This is a genomic window from Neisseriaceae bacterium CLB008 (genome assembly GCA_041228285.1).
Taxonomy (GTDB): Bacteria; Pseudomonadota; Gammaproteobacteria; order Burkholderiales; family Neisseriaceae; genus JAGNPU01.
Window position 1 is genome coordinate 2,622,073 of record CP166133.1, and the last position, 17,312, is coordinate 2,639,384.

General features: G+C 50.1%; 14 protein-coding genes. 4 read left to right on the forward strand and 10 right to left on the reverse strand.

The window, feature by feature from the left end:
- Positions 1-43: 43 nt before the first annotated feature.
- Positions 44-1,330, reverse strand: a complete 1,287-nt coding sequence (locus AB8Q18_12155; protein XDZ50924.1) for a D-amino acid dehydrogenase — start codon at positions 1,328-1,330, stop codon at positions 44-46.
- Positions 1,331-1,550: 220 nt separating this feature from the next.
- Here AB8Q18_12155 and AB8Q18_12160 point away from each other — a divergent pair, with 220 nt between their 5' ends.
- Positions 1,551-2,033, forward strand: coding sequence for a winged helix-turn-helix transcriptional regulator (locus tag AB8Q18_12160; GenBank protein XDZ50925.1), 483 nt, complete (start codon positions 1,551-1,553; stop codon positions 2,031-2,033).
- Here AB8Q18_12160 and AB8Q18_12165 read toward each other — a convergent pair.
- The gene (locus AB8Q18_12165) at positions 1,993-3,009 is read right to left on the reverse strand and encodes a DUF4105 domain-containing protein (GenBank protein ID XDZ50926.1); all 1,017 of its coding nucleotides are present in this window, start codon (positions 3,007-3,009) and stop codon (positions 1,993-1,995) included. The genes AB8Q18_12160 and AB8Q18_12165 overlap by 41 nt on opposite strands.
- Positions 3,010-4,328: 1,319 nt before the next feature.
- Here AB8Q18_12165 and AB8Q18_12170 point away from each other — a divergent pair.
- From AB8Q18_12170 to glyA, 3 genes are all read left to right on the forward strand, one after another.
- Positions 4,329-5,441 carry a conjugal transfer protein gene (locus AB8Q18_12170; GenBank protein XDZ50927.1) on the forward strand — a complete coding sequence of 371 codons (1,113 nt, stop codon included), beginning with the start codon at positions 4,329-4,331 and terminating at the stop codon, positions 5,439-5,441.
- Positions 5,438-5,917 carry a low molecular weight protein-tyrosine-phosphatase gene (locus AB8Q18_12175; protein ID XDZ50928.1) on the forward strand — a complete coding sequence of 160 codons (480 nt, stop codon included), beginning with the start codon at positions 5,438-5,440 and terminating at the stop codon, positions 5,915-5,917. The genes AB8Q18_12170 and AB8Q18_12175 overlap by 4 nt, the downstream gene beginning before the upstream one ends.
- A 117-nt stretch (positions 5,918-6,034) precedes the next feature.
- Positions 6,035-7,285 (forward strand): serine hydroxymethyltransferase, encoded by a 1,251-nt coding sequence (glyA, locus tag AB8Q18_12180; GenBank protein XDZ50929.1) that lies wholly within the window; start codon positions 6,035-6,037, stop codon positions 7,283-7,285.
- A gap of 182 nt (positions 7,286-7,467) precedes the next feature.
- Here glyA and AB8Q18_12185 read toward each other — a convergent pair whose 3' ends face one another.
- The 8 genes from AB8Q18_12185 to AB8Q18_12220 form a co-directional block, all read right to left on the reverse strand.
- Positions 7,468-10,278, reverse strand: a complete 2,811-nt coding sequence (locus AB8Q18_12185) for a valine--tRNA ligase (protein ID XDZ50930.1) — start codon at positions 10,276-10,278, stop codon at positions 7,468-7,470.
- 102 nt (positions 10,279-10,380) lie between these two features.
- Positions 10,381-10,596: a DNA gyrase inhibitor YacG gene (yacG, locus tag AB8Q18_12190; GenBank protein XDZ50931.1), complete on the reverse strand. Its 216-nt coding sequence runs from the start codon at positions 10,594-10,596 to the stop codon at positions 10,381-10,383.
- Between the two features lie 3 nt (positions 10,597-10,599).
- On the reverse strand, positions 10,600-11,358 hold the full coding sequence (gene zapD, locus AB8Q18_12195) for a cell division protein ZapD (protein ID XDZ50932.1): 759 nt from the start codon (positions 11,356-11,358) through the stop codon (positions 10,600-10,602).
- 35 nt (positions 11,359-11,393) lie between these two features.
- On the reverse strand, positions 11,394-12,008 hold the full coding sequence (gene coaE / locus AB8Q18_12200) for a dephospho-CoA kinase (GenBank protein XDZ50933.1): 615 nt from the start codon (positions 12,006-12,008) through the stop codon (positions 11,394-11,396).
- A gap of 17 nt (positions 12,009-12,025) precedes the next feature.
- Positions 12,026-12,793: an A24 family peptidase gene (locus AB8Q18_12205; GenBank protein ID XDZ50934.1), complete on the reverse strand. Its 768-nt coding sequence runs from the start codon at positions 12,791-12,793 to the stop codon at positions 12,026-12,028.
- Positions 12,786-14,009, reverse strand: a complete 1,224-nt coding sequence (locus AB8Q18_12210) for a type II secretion system F family protein (GenBank protein XDZ50935.1) — start codon at positions 14,007-14,009, stop codon at positions 12,786-12,788. Before AB8Q18_12210 ends, AB8Q18_12205 begins: the two co-directional genes overlap by 8 nt.
- Positions 13,990-15,687 (reverse strand): GspE/PulE family protein, encoded by a 1,698-nt coding sequence (locus AB8Q18_12215; GenBank protein ID XDZ50936.1) that lies wholly within the window; start codon positions 15,685-15,687, stop codon positions 13,990-13,992. The genes AB8Q18_12210 and AB8Q18_12215 overlap by 20 nt, the downstream gene beginning before the upstream one ends.
- Positions 15,688-15,909: 222 nt before the next feature.
- The gene (locus tag AB8Q18_12220; protein ID XDZ50937.1) at positions 15,910-16,998 is read right to left on the reverse strand and encodes a porin; all 1,089 of its coding nucleotides are present in this window, start codon (positions 16,996-16,998) and stop codon (positions 15,910-15,912) included.
- Between the last annotated feature and the right edge of the window lie 314 nt (positions 16,999-17,312).

Below are 17,312 nucleotides of genomic sequence, written 5' to 3' on the forward strand. Positions count from 1 at the left end.
CAAACATCGAGGGCAGCCTTTTTTAGATGACAATCAGCAAGACTTACTTAAACGGCACAACCAATGATTCGCCGTTTTTCGCATAGCGCTGAATCGACAGATCACGCATGTCAATTTCAGGCTGCTTGCCGCTGATCAAGTCAGACATCGCTTTACCTGAACCTGGGCCCATAGTCCAACCCAGGGTACCGTGGCCAGTATTCAACGACATATTTTCAAATTTAGTGCCGCCCATAATCGGGGTACCGTCTGGCGTCATTGGACGCAAGCCTGTCCAGAATTCACCTTCAGCAGCCACGCCACCTTCAGGGAATAAATCGGTCACGCACATTTCTAAGGTCGCACGACGCTTAGGATTCAACGACAGATCAAAACCGCCCAATTCAGCCATACCGCCAACGCGAATACGGTCATCAAAACGGGTAATGGCAATCTTGTAGGTTTCATCCATCACGGTAGACACAGGCGCCATATCGCTATTGGTAATCGGTACAGTCAAAGAATACCCCTTCATTGGGTAAACCGGAATGGTGATTTCCAACTCTTTTAAGAAGGCGCGCGAGTAGCTGCCTAAAGCCACGACCACATGATCAGCAGTAAATTCTTTACCGTTGGCAACAACTGACTGAACGCGACGACCATCATGCTTCACGCGTTCAATGCTGTGGCCGTAATGGAATACCACGCCGGCTTCTTCACACATTTTGGCCAAATTGGTGGTGAACATTTGGCAATCGCCGGTTTCGTCTTCTGGCAGCTGCAAGCCACCCACAATTTTGTCTTGTACGCGCGCCAAAGCAGGCTCAGCAGCCACACAGCCGGCACGATCCAAAACATTAAACGGCACGCCCATCTCTTTGAGCACAGAAATGTCTTTGGCCATCGCATCCATTTGCTTTTGGCTACGGAATACCTGTAACGTGCCTTGTTGGCGGCCTTCATACTGGATACCAGTATCGCGACGCAGCTGCGCCAATACTTCACGGCTGTAATCTGACACGCGCACCATACGGCCTTTATTTTGATGGTAGGCTTTTTCGGTACAGTTCATCAGCATTTTCCACATCCACTGTAACTGAAAAGTGCTGCCGTCTAGGCGAATGGCCAAAGGCGCATGCTCTTCGAATAGCCACTTCATCGCTTTAAACGGTACGCCTGGCGCCGCCCAAGGAGAAGAATAACCAAAAGATACCTGACCGGCGTTGGCAAAGCTGGTTTCCAAAGCAGGGCCGGCTTCACGCTCCAACACCACTACTTCATGACCTTCTTGTGCTAAATACCAAGCGGTGGTCACACCCAAAACACCCGAACCTAAAATCACAACTTTCATACCGTCTCCTCTTGAGGGCCTTGCAAGGGTCATGGTCTTGCCCGCTTGTCTTTACGCCCGCACCGAATCTAAATAATGGTCTGTTTTTTAGGGTAAATACCCCATACAGTGAATAGGCAAAGTTTAAACGTTTTACACTGGTTTTTTCACCCAAAAATTGCTATTCTAAAAGGGGTTTTATCCTTTAAATGAATTAAATTCAGTGAAAGACATTATCTAAATGGACAAGATTGATCGCCGTATTCTGAATATCCTGCAACACAATGCCCGAATTTCCATGACGGAATTGGCAGAACATGTCGGTCTCTCCACCACGCCCATTACCGAACGCGTCAAAAAAATGGAGCGTGAAGGCGTGATTGAAGGCTATTTCACCCGCATCAATCCTCAAGCCATCGGCCAAGACCTACTGGTATTTGTGGAAATCAAACTGGCGTCTAAATCTGGGGATATTTTTGATGAGTTCCGTCGGGCCGTGATCAAGGTACCGGAAATCTTAGAGTGCCATTTGGTTTCTGGCGAATACGATTACCTAATCAAAGCGCGCCTCAACGATATGTCGGAATACCGCAATATGCTCGGCGCCATTTTGCTACAGCTACCGGCGGCACGTGAAAGCCGTAGCTATGTGGTAATGGAAGAAGTCAAAGAATCCATGACCCTTAATTTAGAGCAGTCGGGCCGTTCGCCTTCGGCAAAATAGGTATGCCTAGTCGGATCACCTCAGAAAAAGACAGCTCAGGCGTTAAATCATGCTGTAGCGCCCGCTCATTAATGTGGCCCAAGCCTTGCAGCGTCCGGTAGTCATAGCCCGGCACCAAACCGCCCAAATCATAAGTATACTCTGCAAAATAACCGGACAGCAGTAGGCGGTAATCCAGCGGCAGCGCTACGATTTTCTGGGCCAAATCATAAATGATGGTGGTGCAATTACTGGTTAAAGTATGGTAATAACGAGGCCGCGCCTCGATGTCGGCAGCAATCGCCACATATTCTTTAAACAACTCTTGTAAATCCTGCGGCGGCACATTTAAGCGATAAACGTAAACCTCTTCGCCCCGTGCATTGGTTCGGGTACGTACAATGTCCGCCTCAGTCGCCGCCACAACCACCACTTCAAATTGTTTAAAAAAGCCACCCAAAGCCGAAAACTGCTCATCGGCCTCTTTACGAATCTCAAACGAAAAAACCAAACGGCGCCCATCGGTAAACGCAAACGAAATCAGCGTATGGGCAATGGCAGGCCCCATCCAATACGACAATATCAGGTCGGCCGATTCAATTTGGCTGATCTGATATTGATGCGTCTCCCAACGCGGCGTGTAATCAGTCGTGCTGTGCCATTCAAAATTGCGCACATTACTTAAGGTCGCTACATCCCCCTCGATACGCGCACTCAGTAGATTGGCTACGTCGTCAGCCCACTGCCGATCATGCGAAGGCTGCAAAGTAAACCAAAACAGCAGCAGACCAGCCAGACCCACAAGGTAGGCGCGCCAACGCATGCTTAGCCAATCACTCAGCGCCCAAACAGCCAAACCCAGCCACGCCAGCAGCAACGGCAACCGCAACCGCAACCGCAACCACCATGATGGCACTTGATACCACAGCACGCCCACACCCCACAGCGCACTTAGCACCAACAATACTTGGCACATTATTCGCACGGCAACACGCATCAGCATTCCTTGAAAGACCGCAGGGATCACAAAACTGCAGATTAGCATAAGCCTGGCCCCATGCCCACGCCCCTGCTCGAGAGAAGCCCACCCAAACGGCAGGCAAAAAAAATGCGCACATCCAATCGGATATGCGCCAAGTCTACAAAGGAGAAATAGAGGAGAAACTGTTAAGAAGTCATTGCAACCTCTCAACGGTTCCCATTATGCCTATTTAGATTTCAGTCGTCAATGAAATTTTCGGAACAGGTGACAATTAAGCGAAAATTCCGAACATTTTAGGCCAAAACAAGGTTCAAAATAGGACAGTGCAACGCAGCATTTCATAAAAATACATACAAAACAATAAGTTAAATAAACAAAGAAAGCATCGTGCACAAATACAACACAAGCCAGAAATAGTCTCTTTTATACAACACAAAAAAAGGTAAATAAGAATAGAATCATTAAGAGAAATTGGTAATTAAGTTATTTCAATAGGTTATATAGAAATAGCGCCAAGACACAAAAAACAACACTGCCACTGGCCACGTGCTTTAGGCAAAAAAAACGCGCACATCCAAAAGGATATGCGCCAAGTCTACAAAGGAGAAATAGAGGAGAAACTTGTTAAGGAGTCATTGCAACCCCTCAACAGTGCCTATTATGCCCATTTAGATTTCAGTCGTCAATGAAATTTTCGATTTATTACAGAATTAAACATAAATCCGAACAATTTCGAGCAGCAAAATGAAAGGCTTTGTCAAAAACCACCGCCGATAAAAAATAATTTATTATTTATCAACCACTTAAAACAAAACCTCGGCCAACAGAAAAATGGACAATAAAAACCACACCTGCTTCACCACCTCTTACAGAGAAAACCCTGGCCATAACATTGAATAACGCCAACCAGCGCTGTGTATTTTCAACCCCAAAGCCTTCTATTGGTGCAGCATCGAAGGTAGGTTTGGTCTAAATAGGTCATGAAATGGTTTAACGATGGGCTTAACAGGCAAAAAAAATGCGCACATCCAATCGGATATGCGCCAAGTCTACAAAGGAGAAATAGAGGAGAAACTATCAAGTGGACTAGAGCCACCTGATGAAGATCATTATCTTCCATAAACGAACATATTGCAAGCTTTTTTTGATTTTATTTTTAAAAACACCGAAAAAAAACCCACATTTATTCGATTTTGAATTATTTCGAACGCAGAAACCCTAAAAATGCCAACACATATGAACATTTTTATATTTAAACCGAAAAACCAGCCCCCTTTTTTTATGCGATAATTGGGCTTATTTCTCATTCACTCTTTTATTCGGCGGATTGATTCATGTTTACATCGTTAACCCAGCACATCACAGACCCTCGACAATACCCAGCAACGCCTCCTGGCAATGAGCTCTTACGCCACGCCAGCATGATGTTGAACGCCACAAGCGCAGCTGACAAAAGCCTCAGCACCTCGGAACTGCAAGCAGCCATTAACCGCATGCTGTCGGAAGATCATTTCTTGGGCCTATCCGTTGCTCTGTCTATGGTGCCGAATCAAGCCACTTACCAAACCATCTGGCAAGCACTGAATAAAAGCTTAGTCCCCCAAAGCGAGCAACAAGTTCAATGGTTCGCCCTACCCATCATCGTGGTAGCAGGCACTCAACAAGAGGCTAACCTCAACCCACAAACACCAGTTGAGGCCATAAACGAATGTTTCAAGAGCCACGGCATCACAGCCCACACCGACGCCATCCATTGGCACCCTGAATTACTGTCGGCTACCAGCCTATCGGCCATTAAAGCCAGTCAATGGTATCAAGCTAAAGCAGATGCCAGCGCCGCCAAAAGCTTACTTGATGCCCTACCAGCAAGCGTACTCTATGCACCTCAAGGCCAATCGGTTGAGGTCGTATACGCCCTGGGCTATACCACCGACGCCAACGCGTTGCCATTAGGCAGCGCTCTGCGCCAAGCGGCCCTTCCTTTAATGCAAGTATTCAACGAACACTTCAAACAGGCCGGCTGTACCATTTTTGCGAACCCTTTACCGCCGTACCCTATTTTTAACGCCATGGTTGAAGGCGGCAAAATGCGCCTGCAAATGGCCTTAGACGTTTTTGCGGGCAACGCCATTCGGGCCGTACGTTTACAAAGTGGTCGTGTCGGCGTGGTCATTGCCCCACAAGAAGGCGGCAACCTCATGTTCACGTTTAACGCCACCGAAAGCACTTATGGTCTCCCCGAACAGGTTTTTGCTTGGCCGCTGTCGCCGCTAGACAATATGGAATTAATCTTACAAAACTTCTTAGAACTATTAGTAGAATGCCAGGTGGAACACGTGCGCCTGTGCCAAGACATCGTCCCCCTTGATGCAGCACTACCAACTTATGAGGGCGCATTAAAACTAACCAGCGTGAACCCATTGACCCAAGAAAAACGCTTGTCATGACGCCACAATCAAGCGCCATTTTATTTGTTTGTCTGGGCAATATTTGTCGCTCGCCTATGGCCGAGGGCGTAATGCGCCAGCTGATCGATGCAGCTGGCTTAAGCGCCCATATCAGCGTAGACAGTGCCGGCACCTCTGGCTGGCACGACGGAGAGCCAGAACATTTGGGCACCCGCGCGCAGCTCAAACAACACGGCATCAATCTATCTGAATTTAAAAGCCGTAAACTGCTGCCACAAGATCAGCAAACGTTTGACTACATTGTGGTCATGGACGACCAAAATGCCATCGACACTGTGGCTTGCTTTGGCAACGACCATAAAATCATCAAGTTAACCGACCTATGCCAGCGCTTTTCTGTTCCCGGCGTACCCGACCCTTGGTTTACCCATGATTTTGATGAAACCTATCAAATTATTTTAGATGGCTGCCAGCAACTGCTGTCTCTTATCCAAAATAAGCAGTTAGCACCATAAGCATAAAACCTGCCTATATTCCCCCCAAAAAAAGGACAATATAGGCTAGAATAGAAGCCCACAACACAGGCCAAACAATGGCCGTTTGCCAATTGATCCATCAGCAAAGGAATCTTTATGTTTTCGAAACAAGTAACGATAGACGCGTTTGATCCTGAATTAGCCCAAGCCATGGCGCAAGAAAAAGTCCGCCAAGAAGACCACGTTGAACTAATCGCTTCTGAAAACTATGTCAGCTATGCGGTTATGGAAGCTCAAGGCTCATACCTAACCAATAAATATGCTGAGGGCTACCCTGGCAAACGCTACTACGGTGGTTGTGAGTATGTTGACGTGGCCGAACAATTGGCCATTGACCGTTTGAAAGACCTATTTGGCGCCGCTTACGCCAACGTACAGCCTCATTCTGGCTCACAAGCCAACCAAGCCGTCTACGCTTCAGTATTGAAACCAGGCGACACCATCTTAGGCATGAGCTTGGCCCACGGTGGTCACTTGACCCACGGTGCGTCAGTAAACATTTCTGGCAAGCTATACAACGCCATCACCTACGGCCTAGACGAAAACGAAGTATTGAACTACGACGAAGTGGAAAAACTAGCCCTAGAACACAAGCCTAAAATGATTGTGGCCGGTGCTTCTGCCTACTCTTTGGTGATTGACTGGGCTCGCTTCCGTGAAATCGCAGACAAAGTAGGTGCCTACCTATTCGTAGACATGGCTCACTATGCTGGCCTAATCGCCGCAGGCGAATACCCGAACCCAGTGCCGTTTGCAGACTTTGTGACCAGCACCACCCACAAAACCCTACGTGGCCCTCGTGGTGGCATCATCTTGACGCGCTCAGAAGAGCACGCAAAAGCCTTGAACTCTGCGATCTTCCCATCGCTACAAGGTGGCCCATTGATGCACGTGATTGCCGCTAAAGCCGTTGCGTTCAAAGAAGCCGCTTCTGACGACTTTAAAGCCTACGCTAAACAGGTTAAGAAAAACGCCCAAGTATTGGCCGACACCTTAATCGAACGGGGCCTACGCATCATTTCTGGCCGTACCGACAGCCACTTGATGTTGGTTGACTTACAGCCTAAGAAAATCACCGGCAAGCTAGCGGAAGAAGTATTGGGTAAAGCCCACATCACCGTGAACAAAAACGCCATCCCTAACGACCCAGAAAAACCATTCGTGACTTCTGGCGTTCGCTTGGGCACCCCTGCGATCACGACTCGTGGCTTCAAGGAAGAAGAAACCCGTCAATTGGCTCATTTAATTGCCGACGTTTTGGAAAACCCAGAAGACCAAGCCACCATCGATCGCGTAGCGGCTGAGGTTCAAGCCTTGTGCAAAAAACTACCGGTATACGGCGCTTAATTTAAGCCTTATGATTGATTTAAAGCCCACTTCAGTGGGCTTTTTTGCATGTACAGCGCCGTAGTGTGGATACAGCGTAGCCTACCCACCGTTGCCAAAGCGTCTGCCGGTTCAAACCGAATCGATTACCCAAACCAAAAAAAGCCACCTAAAGGTGGCTTTTCATCACTGAATCTAAATACTTATTTTAATTTCGCCAATTGGGCATGAATTTTGCTGAGCTTGTCTTCGATTTCAGCCAACTGTTCGCGGTCTTTCGCCACCAAATGTGCCGGTGCCTTATCGGTGTAGCCAGGTTTGCCCAACTTCGCCTGCAACTTCTCAAGCTCTTTCACCAATTTGGCTTCTTCACGGCCCAAACGCGCCGTTTCCGCGGCCTTATCGATTTCCACCTTCAGCATCATGCGCGCGCCCGAACACACCGCCACAGGGGCGTCATCTTCTGGCAAAGTGCTCACTAAGGTCGCTTCGGTTAAGCGAGCCAATAACGCCAAGTAAGGCAGCATACTGCTGAATTCTTGCCCACCTTCAATGAACAACGGCGCTTTAACCGCAGGGCCTAAACCCATTTCACCGCGTAGGTTACGCACCGAGCCCACAAGATCTTTAAACAAAGTCATTTGCGCCATGCTCTCAGGGAACATAAAGCCTGGCTCCACTACTGGCCAAGGTGCCATCATCACGCTGTCGGTCACTTTCGCCTCAGCTGCAGGCGCCACGGTTTGCCATAGCTCTTCGGTAATGAACGGCATGATCGGATGGGTCAGGCGTAAAATGGTTTCCAGTACGTGCAGCAAAGTATGGCGGGTGGCGCGTGCCGCCGCCTCATCGCCGCTTTGCAGCTGTACCTTAGCCAGTTCAACATACCAGTCGCAGTATTCATTCCAGGCAAACTCATAAATCGCCTGAGCCGCCAAGTCAAAGCGATAGGTCTCCATCGCTTCGGTCACTTGGGCCACCGTGTTTTGTAAGCTATTTAGAATCCACTGATCCACAAAGCTGTATTGACGCTCAGCATCCTGATGGCCACAGTCTTTGTCTTCGACGTTCATCATCACAAAACGGGTCGCATTCCACAACTTATTACAGAAATTGCGGTAGCCTTCACAACGTTTAAAGTCAAAGTTAACAGAGCGGCCAAGGCTGGCGTAGCTGGCCATGGTAAAGCGTAGCGCATCCGTACCGTAAGCAGGAATGCCTTCAGGGAATTGCTTTTCCGTCTGCTTCACGATGGCTGGCGCGTGCTCTGGGCGGCGTAGGCCAGTGGTGCGTTTTACCAGTAGATCAGGCAAGGCCACGCCATCAATCAAGTCAACGGGGTCGATCACATTGCCCTCAGACTTAGACATTTTCTTGCCTTCGTGGTCGCGCACCATGCCGTGAATGTACACGTCGGTAAACGGCACTTTGCCGGTAAAGTGTTTGGTCATCATGATCATTCGGGCTACCCAGAAGAAAATGATTTCGTAACCCGTCACCAACACATTAGACGGCAAGAATGCGCGCAGCTCTGGTGATTCTTCTGGCCAGCCTAGGCTAGAGAACGGCACCATAGCCGAGCTAAACCAAGTGTCCAAAACGTCTTCTTCTTGACGCAGAACCACGCCTTCACCGGCCAAGGCCTGGGCTTCAGCGGCGGTTTTAGCCACATAGATTTTGCCTTCTTCATCGTACCAAGCAGGGATTTGATGGCCCCACCACAGCTGGCGAGAAATACACCAATCTTGAATATTATTCATCCATTGATTGTAGGTATTCACCCAGTTTTCAGGAATAAAACGCACTTCGCCATTCTCAACCACCGACATCGCTTTTTGCACCAGCGATTGCCCTGTTGCATCGCCTTCGGCAACTTCACTCATGGCCATAAACCACTGGTTGGTCAACATGGGCTCAATCACGGTGCCGGTACGGTCGCCGCGCGGTGACATGAGTTTATGTGCTTTCACCTCAACCAATAGGTCTTGCGCCTTAAGGTCGGCCACAATGGCCTTACGCGCCGCAAAACGATCTAAGCCAGCATAGGCTTCTGGCAGATCAATCGAACCCAAAGCCTTACCGTCAAAGGCACACACTTCGGCTTTAGCCAATACTTTGGCTTCCAAATCAAAAATATTGATGAGCTCAGTGCCGTGGCGCTTACCCACCTCATAGTCATTAAAATCGTGCGCAGGGGTAATCTTCACGCAACCCGTACCAAAGCCTGCCTCTACGTAATCATCGGTAATCACCGGAATTTCACGACCAGTCAACGGCAGTACCAAGGTTTTACCCACCAAGTGAGCGTAACGTTCGTCTTCTGCATTCACCGCAACCGCCACGTCGCCCAATAAGGTTTCGGGACGAGTCGTGGCAATTTCCACAAATTCGTCGCTGCCCACCACTGGGTAGCGGATGTGCCACATATGGCCATCCTCTTCCGTGCTTTCTACTTCCAAGTCCGATACGGCCGTGCCCAACACAGGGTCCCAGTTCACCAAACGCTTACCGCGGTAAATCAGACCTTCATTGTACAAGCGCACAAACACTTCCAAGACCACTTTAGAATGGTCTTCGCTCATGGTGAAGTATTCGTGTTCCCAATCGACTGAACAGCCGACGCGACGCATTTGTTCGGTAATGGTGCCGCCGGAAATGTCTTTCCACTCCCAGATCTTTTTCACAAAAGCTTCACGACCCATTTCATGGCGGTCAATGCCCTGCTCGCTCAACTGGCGCTCCACCACGATTTGGGTGGCAATGCCGGCGTGATCAGTACCAGGTACCCACAAGGTGTTGCAGCCCTTCATTCTGTGATAGCGAGTTAAGCCATCCATAATGGTCTGGTTAAAGGCGTGGCCCATGTGCAGCGTGCCGGTCACGTTAGGCGGCGGCAGCTGAATGCAAAACGGCGGGGCCGTTTCATCCATGCTGGGTTTAAAATAGCCGGCTTCAGACCAAGTCTGATACCACTTGTGTTCGATGTTCTTGGGTTCGTATTTAGCAGTGCTCATAAATATTCTTTAGTTTCGGCAAATGATGGCCATTATAACTGAAAAAGGCTTACGCATCTTGTGGTAAGCCTAGCTTTTTTAACTGATTCTAACAGCAACAATTCAATCTTCTGAAGGCAGCCGTCCAGATAAAAGACCAGACATTGGGTCTTCTTCGACGACGGGAACCTTATACGATTCGTCGGCCCAAGCACCTAAATCAATCAGGCGGCAGCGATCGCTACAAAACGGCCGAAAAGGGCTTGATTCGCCCCACTGAACCGATGTTTTACAGGTTGGGCAAGCCACGATTAATGGTTTTTCACTCACTTCACTCATCCCTTAAAATTGACAGGTCACCAGCTGGAAAGGCACATCCGTACTGGCCTGACGGCCACGCGCTTCCATCTTGGTGGCGTTTAAAAAACGCACGTGGGTCAAGTATTTATTGGCGGATACCTCAGGCACTACGCCTAGCTCTGACGTCATGATCACCCGCAGTAAATGCACACCCTTACCCACGCCAGACTGTTGGTAATTACCTTGTTTGGCCACGCAGTCGGTGGTGGTGCCTTTATTGCGTAAAATCCGTAACAACACCTTAACGGCTCTATCTGTGGGCACTAAAGAGGCTTGCCAACTGAGTAAGTCTTGACGCCGCTCGGCGGGTGCTAAATGCTGCCAAAAATAATACGACGGTAGATCAAACTGACAGGTTCCGCCCGGCACCGACATGCGCTGCTTGATGTTCATCAGCCATTCATTCTCGCGCAAATGCTGGGCAAATTTTTGATACACTTCCTGTAGCGCAGCCGACGTTTCAACCAGCTCGGCAATCGTCGCTTCTAAATCCAGCTCGCTACTGACGCCTTCGACCAGCTGCTGACTCATGATTTGGCGCTCACGCTCCATCGCCTGCAACATGTCTAATTTCAATTCGGCACGAGAAGCGCATTCCATCAGTTCGAACAGCGTTTGTAATGCGGTATGATGCGCCCATTCGGCGTCGCTATTAATGGCGCTGTGTAGCCGATCGAACAGATACTCCAAACGCAAAAAGGTGCGCACACGCTCAATGATCGGAAACTCAAAACAAACCATATGACGATCGCCTTTCTGCCTCAGGATACGGGATTTTAAAATAACGTTAAATAAAACTGGTGTAGTCGCGCCACTTCTTGCTCGAGATAGGCCAAATCAAATTCATTTTCAATGACCTCGGTGGCCACAGCCAAACGTTCACTTCGGCTTGCCTGTTGGGCCATAATGCGCAACACTTGATCGCGGCTAAAGCCATTGCGCGCCATTACCCGCTTAATTTGGGTTTCTTCGGCACAATCGACCACCAACACGCGCTGGCATAAGCTTAAATAGGTTTTTTTCTCTACCAATAGCGGCACGGACAGTATAGCGTATGTAGCGACCAATGAGGCATGTTGCAATGCTATTTTTTGTAAAATAAGCGGGTGCAAAATAGCTTCCAGCTGGATTTTAGCCTGCTCATTAGCAAACACCCGCTCGCGTAAAGCCGCACGATCCAACACGCCTGGGCGCGTAAAAACCGACGCACCAAACGCCTCGTGAATAAAGGGTAAGGCTTCACCACCGTCTTCAGTGAGCGAGCGCGACACCACATCGGCATCGATCACCGGCACGCCCAAAGCCGCAAAGCCGTCAGACACCTGAGTTTTTCCGCTGCCAATTCCCCCCGTCAAACCAACTAAGGGAACCGCAAGAGTTGATTGCTGCATACGCACTCACTTTTCATTCAATAAATAGGGCCCCACAACCATGTCAACCAGCCAGCCAAGGCCAAGCTTGGGCCAAACGGTATGGCACTACGGCCAAAACGCCCACTGGCCAAGGCCCATAATACGCCCAAACCCGCCGCTACGAACAGCACCCAAGGCAAAGCTGTCCAACCCAGCCAAGCGCCTAAGGCCGCAAACAGCTTAAAATCACCATAACCCATACCCTCTTGAGCGGTACAAAGCTTGAACAGCCACGCCACTAACCACAGCACAGCATAGCCCACCATCGCCCCCAATACGCCGGCGGCCAAGGCCGCCGCATCGCCCGCCACCAGATGAACCATTAAACCCAGCCACAATAAGGACAGGGTTAAAGCATCAGGCAACAGATGGGTGCGCGCATCAATCGTCGCTAACAGCAGCAACCACAGGCTCAAAGCCCAACCCCACACAGCCAGTACACTGACGCCCTGGCGCCACGCCACTAATCCAAAGGCCGTAGCGCTCAACAGGCCCAGGCATAAGCGCCCTAGCCGTACGCCTTTTTCTCGCGGCTGCGCCTGCGCCCATAAGCTGCCCCAACTAGGAGGTGGCTCAACCCTTAAACCCAGCTCTTGCTGCGCTGCCGCTTGCCAGGCATAGTGCAATCGGAGCGGCATCCATAGTGCCAATCGCCACAGCAGCGGCGACAGCAACGCGCCCAAACACACAGAACACGTCAACCACAGCACAGGGTGAGCTTGCCACCACACCAGCCAAGGCCAACCCGCTAATCCATTAACCAATCACGTCCCCAATATTAAATAACGGTAGATACAGTGCCAACAGCACCACACCAACGATCACGCCTAAACACAACAATAATAAAGGCTCAATCCACACCGACAGCAACGCCATCGACTGATCCACCTCTGCGCCATAATAGACGGCCGCTCGATGCAAGAGCTCATCCAGTGCCCCCGCCTCTTCGCCAGCCAAAATCAATTGTAACAATAGTTCAGGAAAGCACTCTGTTGTGCGCATGGCTTGATACAGGCTCTGCCCCTCAGACACGCTTTGGCGTACGGCCTGAGTGGCTAAATCATACACCAGGTGTTGGCTCACTTGGGCAACATTGGTCAACAAAGACAACAGCGGCAGGCCCGCAGCGTGCAGCATGGCAAACGTATGCGCCCAGCGCGTTAAAATGATTTTTTGCCGTAATGGTCCGAGAAACGGCAGTCGCAAGCCTTGCTGCGCCCACCACAGCGCCCAACCTCGATGACGCGCATAGAGCCGACGCCACCCCACCATCAACACAACAGGGCTTAACCAAATCAGCAGCGCATAATCCGCGGCCCACTCCACCAGCGCCAGCAGCCACAGCGTCATGAGCGGCAGCGCCACGCCCATACCCTCATACAGCGTGACAAAAGAAGGTAACACAAACACAATCAGTCCTAAAACCAACGCTCCAGCTAGGCTTAGGATCAAGGCTGGATAGGCTAAAGCCAAGCGCAACTGCCGTTGTAGCTGTTGTCGTTTGGTCAAGCTGTGTACCAAGTCTTCTAGCGCCTCATCCAAACGACCACTTAGCTCTCCAGCCGCCAATACGGCCACATACAGTCCACCAAACAGCGGCTGATACAGCGCCACCGCCTGCGTCAACGATCGCCCCTGTGCCACTTCTTGCTGAATCTGCTGTAATAATTGGCGCATCAGCGCTCCCGGCTGCGACGCCGCCAACAGCCCCAACACCTGTAACAACGGCAAACCGGCCTTTAATAAGGCCGCCAATTGCTGGCTAAACAGCAACACCTCAGCCGTCCCCATCGACCAGCTGAGCGGCCACCAACGACGCCGCAGCCACAGCAGCTGCCGCTGCGGCCCTGCTAATAAAGCTCGCGCGGCCGTCGCCGTCGTCGCCACCACCCAACCTTGCTGCTCAGGCTGCGGCAGGCTCAAATCCACCAGCCGATAGCGATACACCCACAGCCGTGGCTCAGGCCGAGGCGCCGTCATGACCCAATACCGACAAAAGTGCCACCAAAGAGGTTTCGCCCAACATGACTTTACGTCGTCCAGCGTCAGCCAACCGCATCACCTGCGCACCAGCAAGGTGTTGCGCCAATTGAGCGCTGCTGGCGTTGGCCAAGACGGCCTGCTGCATCGCCTCATTTAAAACCATGAGTTCAAAAATACCGATGCGCCCCTTATAACCTCGCCCCTGACACAGCGCACATCCCTTTGGTCCATATTCTTGCCATTGCCCTCTTGCCTCTTCTTCGCTAAAACCAAGCTGACGGCGTAATACAAATGATGTTCGGATCAACTCTTTACAGTCACATAGCTTAGGCACTAAACGCTGGGCCAACAACAGATGCACGGCGCTGGCCACATTAAAAGCACTGACCCCCATATTCAATAGGCGCGTCAGGCTCGCACACACATCATAGGTGTGTACGGTTGAAAAAACTTTATGGCCCGTTTGCGCTGCTTTAATGGCCACGTCTGCGGTTTCTAAATCACGAATCTCGCCCACCATCATCACATCTGGATCTTGCCGCAACAGTGCCCGTAAAACCGACGCAAAAGTTAAGCCTTGCTTGGCCTGAATACTGACCTGATTCACCCCGCTTAAGTGCATCTCTACAGGGTCTTCAACCGTTACAATATTCAGCTCCTCTTGATTTAAGGCCTGAAGGCAAGCATACAGCGTTACTGTCTTACCCACCCCCGTCGGTCCCGCCACCAAGATTAAACCGTGCGGTTGCAGCAGCGCCTGCTGAAGCTGAGTATACTGCTGCGGCAATAAGCCAAGCTGCGCCAAGGTCAACCGCGTCGTGCTCATGTCCAACAGCCGTAAGGCCACCTTCTCACCAAACACTGTCGGCACCGTACTGACCCGAAACGCCAGCATTCGCCCATCGCTGGCCTGCCAGCTCAACCGCCCGTCTTGCGGCTGGCGCTTAAGGGTAATGTCTAGCTGAGCCATAACTTTCAAGCGCGACACCAAAGCTGGCCAAGCCGCGGCTGGTAACTTAGCCAAAAGCCGCAACTGTCCATCTACCCGAATGCGCACGCGATGCAAGGCCTCGAAGCATTCAAAATGAATGTCGGAGGCCTCAAGCTGAATGGCGCGGGTAAACGCTTGCTGAATAAACTGCGCCACCGGACCATCCGCATGCCCGCTGTCTGTACTCAATAGCGGCAAGGCTTCGCTCACGGCCCAGGCCTGCAAAGCCCCTGTATCTTGCCCCTGCCATTCATCTAAAAGTCGGCGGAGCGCCTCAACCGAAGCAATGTACAATTTTACTCGCACCTGATATTGAAAAGCCCAGCGCTGCCAGATGGGCTGGGCTCCTGGATCGGCCACGGCCAAGCACAGCACACCATCTGCCATACTGAGCGGCATCAGCAAATGCTGACGCGCCAAAGCCAGCGGCACCAGCGTACAGGGTAAAGACTGTAGCGCCGTCTGGCTTAAATCAACCTGAGCCTCACCAAACATCGCTTCAAGGCCATTAGCCAAAGCTACGGCGGTCACCATACCGCTCTTGACACAGCCCTCTGCCAAAGTCACCTCATGCTGTTGAGCATAGGCCTTAACCGCCGCCACCTGCTCTAAGCTTAGATGTGCCTCTTCATGCAGCCACTTCAATACGCCCACCAGAGCGCTTGCTTCATCCACCATTGCCATACTGCCCCCAAGTTACTGCTTAGCCCCTAAACATACTTCGACTTTATTTTGTCTGAATACTTCTTAAATATACCAAAAGCATATAAAAAGAGATAGAAAAACCATTCGAGCAAGCAAAACCTCTTCACTCATCTCTCCACATCGTCCACAACCTGCCACAAACAAGCCAACCACCAAACGCAAAAAAGCCGACTTGCGTCGGCTTTAAGACAGGAACTTAACTTAGAACATGTGGCGCATGCCCAAGTTAACTGCCGTTTGTTGGGTTTTGGCCTCACTTGGGCCAAACTTCATCCAACCCACGTTCAACAAGGCCGTAGTGCGCTTAGATAAAGCGTAATCACCGCCTACAATCACTTGATCGTATTTGCTGTTGTCTGATTTATCACCTGTACTGACATTTTTCTCTTTAAAGCCGTGCGCATAGGTAACGCGCGGGGTAAGGTTACCCATGGTGTAAGAGCTAGTCACCACGACTTGATGAGAATCAACTGCCTTACCTTCTGGCAAGGCCTCTTCCGTAGCTAACTGAGTAGCTTTACCGAATGGGGTCACGCCTTTACCATACTCATAGCCCAAGCTGACGATTAAATTATTGGCGTTATAACCCGCCTCTACACGGTGAATCTGCATGGCCTTACGTTCACCATCTTTCATATAGCCCTGATTATTTAACATAAAGCCATATTTCGCATAAATACCCGCATTAGCGTATTTCAAGCCCAAGATGTATTTGGCTTTGTCGGTAAAAGGCTTACCATTTTCATCAAGGCCACTATTTGAACCACCGATTTCCTTATTCTCATTATCAGAACTAATATACTGTAATGCAGCTTCAAAGCCAGAGAAATTAGGCGAGTCGTAGCGAATGGCAGAACCATGACGCATGGTGTGGCGGTTATACATTTTCAAGCCGGTTGCCCAATCTAGGCCAGCATCGTATTCCCATGCATCGGTCTGACGCATGTCACTGTCAAAGTAGTTACGTAGATTACCGATACGCAAGGTACCGAAATCGCCAGTCAAGCCCACGAACGACTCGCGGTTGGACCAGCCGGTGGTGGTATTACCGGCCAAAGAGACAGTTTGCTCGACTTGCCAAATGGCCTTTAAGCCATTGCCCAAGTCTTCATTGCCTCTAAAGCCAATGCGCGAACCATAGTCACGCACGTTGGTGGTAGAGCCGTCTTTCGCACCAGCCAATTTCGTCTGTTTGTAATTCATGCCCCCCTTCATAATACCGTATAGGGTCACATCGGCCATGGCCGTGGCAGGCACAGTCAACGCCGCCAATATAAGCAGTTTCTTCATTAAACGTTCCTCAATGTAGTCAATCGTTTCAATCATTTTTTTAGGTTTTGGATATCACTTAAAACAACGGTGAATCGGCCAGGCACTTAAGATGATGCCCAGCTGAATGTTGAATTTAATGGACTTGCGCACAGAACTCAACAAATCACCCCTATCTTTATAGGGGTTTAGCCCAAAAACAACATTATTCTTTTTTTTCGATCCGATTAAATACTAAACGCCAATAATTATATTGCCACAATAGCTTGTGCTAGACTGAATACTCTACAGATCACCAAAACCTCACATTTAAATACCGACGAATCCGCCCTAGA